Origin of the sequence: Kitasatospora sp. NPDC093558 (assembly GCF_040683475.1) — a bacterium.
Lineage (GTDB): Bacteria > Actinomycetota > Actinomycetes > Streptomycetales > Streptomycetaceae > Kitasatospora.
This window is the reverse complement of sequence record NZ_JBFBDY010000616.1, coordinates 1-3,685: the sequence shown is the minus strand read 5'-3', so window position 1 is coordinate 3,685 and position 3,685 is coordinate 1. Positions and strand designations below refer to the sequence as shown.

Below are 3,685 nucleotides of genomic sequence, written 5' to 3'. Positions count from 1 at the left end.
CTGCTGCGGGCCCGTGCGCCGCTCTCGGTGGCCCGGGCCGCCGGCGGCGCGGACCTCGGCCTGCTCACGGCCGTACGCGAAGGACTCCGGAGACTCTGACCATGGCAACTCCCCACCCTGCCACGCCTGCTGCGCCCACCGCGCCTGTTACGCCCGCCGCGCCCGCCGCCGTGAAGATCCTCATCGCGGGCGGATTCGGCGTCGGCAAGACCACCCTCGTCGGGACGGTCAGCGAGGTCGCCCCGCTGCGCACCGAGGAGTACCTGACCAAGGCCGGCGTCGGCGTCGACGACCTGGCCGGGGTCGACCGGAAGGACACCACGACGGTCGCGCTCGACTTCGGCCGGATCACCGTCAACCCGGACCTCGTCGTCTACCTGTTCGGCACCCCGGGCCAGGAACGCTTCTGGTTCATGTGGAACGACCTGGTCAACGGCGCCCTCGGCGGCATCGTCATCGCCGACACCCGGCGGCTGGACACCAGCTTCGCCTCCATCGACTTCTTCGAGAGCCGCCGGATCCCGTTCGTGGTCGCGATCAACTGCTTCCACGGCCACAACACCCGCACCCCCGACGAGATCCGGGCCGCGCTCGACCTCGACCCGCACGTGCCGATGCTGATCGGCGACGTCCGCGAACGGGCCTTCGGCCGGGACCTCCTGCTCGCCCTCGTCGACCACCTGATGGACCTCGCCGGCGCCGCCGCCGTCGTCTGAACCCCTCCCTCGTACGGGAGTCACCCCATGACCTCACCGTTCCTCTGGACTGGTCAGTAGTGACTCCCGATGAGCCGCACGCCCCGAACGGTCTTGGGCGCACTGGTCCCCGGCGTACTCAACCCCGCTGGGCGACACGCATCCTGTACGTGGTCCGTCCCGGGAGGCCGGTTCCCTCACGACCTGGCCAAGTGGGTACGGCCAGAGGCGACGGGGAGGTCCCAAACCATCACCCTGGTGGAGAGGGAGCCCCGCACGCTGGCGCCGTTCCCGGCGTCCCAGATCGCGATCTCGACGCTACCGCAGCCACCGGATCGCACCCAATCCGAAGGGCGCGAGCGCGCAACGCATGCGCCCTCACACGCACTCCCGCTCACTCTCGGCCGAACAGCTCACAACCCCCGTGCGTCCTCGTCCACGGCGGCGGCATCGGCGGCCTCACCCTCACCGACGGCCACACCGGCCGCTACGACCTCGTCGTCGGCTTCGACGGCATCGGCTCGCCGCTGCGCACGCGCCTGTACGGGGAGAAGTACGCCCCCGAGTACACCGGCTTCGCCAACTGGCGCGTCACGCTGCCGCGTTCGCCCGAGGTGCAGGGCGTGGTGATGTCCGCCGGGAACCTGAAGGCCAAGGCGCTGCTCACCCCGATCAGCACCGAACTCATGTACCTGGGCTCGGTGTTCGCCGAGGCCGAGGACTTCCGTCCGGACCCGGAGCGCGCCCACGAGCAGCTCGCCGAGCGCCTCGTCGGCTTCGGCGGTCCGATCGCCGAGGCGCTCGCCCAGGTCACCGACCCGGCAGCGGTGGTCTACTCGCGCATCTCCCAGGTGACCGTCGAAGAGCCCTGGCACATCGGGCGCATCGCCCTCGCCGGCGACGCCGCCCACGCCAGCACCCCGCACCTCGCACAGGGCGCGGCGATGGCCGTGGAGGACGCGCTCGTGCTCGCCCAAAGCCTGGACGCGGCCGACACCGTCGAGGCCGCGCTCGCGGCTTGGGAGGAGCGCCGGCGCCCGCGCGCCCTGTGGGTGCAGGCGCTCTCCCGCGCGATCCTCAAGCAGGAGACCGGCACGCCCACCACGCCGGAGGAGGACGAGCTGCTGAAGGTCGGCATCCCCGGCGCGGCGCACGTGCTCGTCAAGCCGTACTGACGGCGCCGCGGTTCGCCGTTCAGGCCGTAATGTCCCGGCGGCGGTCCCAGACCGCCGCCGAGATCCGCGCGACCAGCCGGGCCGCCGGGTCGGCGGTGCCGTGGCCGGAGGCGAGCGGGCCGGTGTAGCAGACGGCGATCAGATAGGGCGAGCAGTCCTGTGGGTACACGACGCCCACGCTATGCCGGGCGCCGGTGACCCAGCCGTTCTTGAACGCGATCCGGGTGCCGGGCGGCAGGCCCGCCGCGAGGTCCACCCGGAAGGCGTTGCGCTCCAGCAGGGCCAGCAACTCCGGTTCGCCGTCCAGGGAGCGCAGCAGCCGCACGAGGTCCAGGGCGGTCACCAGGTTGTCGACACCGGCCTCGCGCGCGGCGGCGTCCTCGATCCCGCGCGGGGTGGCGCTGTGCGTCGCCCCGGCCCGCCGCCAGACGCCCGCCACGGCCTCGGGGCCGACGGCGGCCAGGCACAGGTTGGTGGCGAGGTTCGAGGAATGGGTGATCATCCGCTCGGCGAGCGTGCGGAGCGGGGCGGTGCCGCCGAGGAGCTCCCAGGGCAGCGGATCGCCGTCGCCGTCACGGGAGTTGGCGAACTCGCCGCCGACGGCCGAGGCGAAGCGGTTCACGACCGACACCTCGGCGTCCAGGTCGACGCCGCTGCGGTGCAGCGCCGCGAGCACGGCGACCTTCATCGTGCTCGCCGCGTAGTGCCGCTCGTCCGCCGCCCGCCCGAACACCGGCTCACCGCTCCCCCAGGGGGCCACCACCACAGACAACATCCGGCAAGCGTAGGGCCGGGAGACGGCCGACGGCGAACAAAAAACAGCTGACAGATAACAGATTTCGAAATCTGTTATCTGTCAGCTGTTATCTGTCACCCGCCAGCTGTCCGTGCGTCAGCTGCTCGGGCGCGGGGTCGGGGACGGGAGGGTGGCCGTGCCCGTGAGGAGGGGCCATTCGCGGTGGAAGGGCGGCAGCGGGAGCTTGCCCTCGATGATCGGGGTGCCGAAGACCTTCAGGTGCGCGGTGAGCGCGCCGTTCAGGTCGATGCCGCCGACCACCGACCAACTGCCCTGTGCCTGCGGGGTGCCGCCCGGGACGTCGGCGTTCAGCGAGCCCTCCGCCTTGGCGCTCAGGTAGGGCGCGACGGTGGTCTCCACGCCGACGGTGTCGTACAGGCCGACGCTGGCCTCGGCGCCGAGCGCGGCGCGGACGCCGGCCTTGCCGTTCAGCCGCAGGTGCACCGGGGAGACCTTGGTGTCCGAGGCGTCGCTGATCGGCGCCCAGCCCTTGCCGCCGGTGTAGTCGGCGCGCACCGACCACGTGCCGGTGGCCTCCTGCTCGGCCTCGACGTGGATCTGGCCGTCGGCGCTGATCTCCAGGTAGCAGGTGAGGCCGAGGTTGACCACGACGGGCAGGCCCGCCACCGTCAGCACCGGGCTCGCCTGCAGCTTGGCGAAGGGCAGCCGGACGGGCGCCGCGCCGGTGTTGCGGGCGAGGTCGCCGGTGACCTTCCAGTGCGCGTTGGCGCCGAGGTCGAAGCCGATGGACGCCGTACGCGGGCTGCCCGCGGCGGCGCCGTGGTACGCGAAGTGGACGGCGGGGTGCAGCTGGAGGGAGCCGGTGGCCGCCACGCTCGCGCCCTCGGGCAGCGGGATCGGGGCGTTGACGTCGACCTCCAGCGTGCCGGAGGCGTCGGCCCGTACGCCGCCGAGGTCGGCGCCTACGGTCGCCTTGAGGTCCTTGACCAGCGGGGTGACCTTGATGCCGTGCGGGTCGACGGCGACGCGGGCGGCGTCGGGGCGCCGGTGGAACATCG

At 72.5% G+C, this 3,685-nt stretch carries 3 protein-coding genes and 1 pseudogene; 2 read left to right on the top strand and 2 right to left on the bottom strand.

Annotated elements, in window-relative coordinates:
- The first annotated feature begins 101 nt into the window (after positions 1–101).
- Both AB0O00_RS32525 and AB0O00_RS32520 read left to right on the top strand, forming a co-directional pair.
- The gene (locus tag AB0O00_RS32525; protein ID WP_363657923.1) at positions 102–716 is read left to right on the top strand and encodes an ATP/GTP-binding protein; all 615 of its coding nucleotides are present in this window, start codon (positions 102–104) and stop codon (positions 714–716) included.
- Positions 717–1,153: 437 nt separating this feature from the next.
- Positions 1,154–1,870 (top strand): annotated as a pseudogene (locus AB0O00_RS32520) (FAD-dependent monooxygenase); the annotation flags it as partial.
- A gap of 19 nt (positions 1,871–1,889) precedes the next feature.
- On the opposite strand, the gene AB0O00_RS32515 reads toward AB0O00_RS32520, so the two are convergent.
- Positions 1,890–2,645 carry a serine hydrolase gene (locus tag AB0O00_RS32515; RefSeq protein ID WP_363657921.1) on the bottom strand — a complete coding sequence of 252 codons (756 nt, stop codon included), beginning with the start codon at positions 2,643–2,645 and terminating at the stop codon, positions 1,890–1,892.
- A 117-nt stretch (positions 2,646–2,762) separates the two neighbouring features.
- A partial coding sequence (locus AB0O00_RS32510; protein ID WP_363657919.1) for a hypothetical protein occupies positions 2,763–3,685 on the bottom strand: 923 nt, incomplete at its 5' end.

Excerpts from the sequence above, each read along its gene's own strand:
- AB0O00_RS32515 (WP_363657921.1), bottom strand. The coding sequence starts at position 2,645 with ATGTTGTCTGTGGTGGTGGCCCCCTGGGGGAGCGGTGAGCCGGTGTTC.
- AB0O00_RS32525 (WP_363657923.1), top strand. The coding sequence starts at position 102 with ATGGCAACTCCCCACCCTGCCACGCCTGCTGCGCCCACCGCGCCTGTT.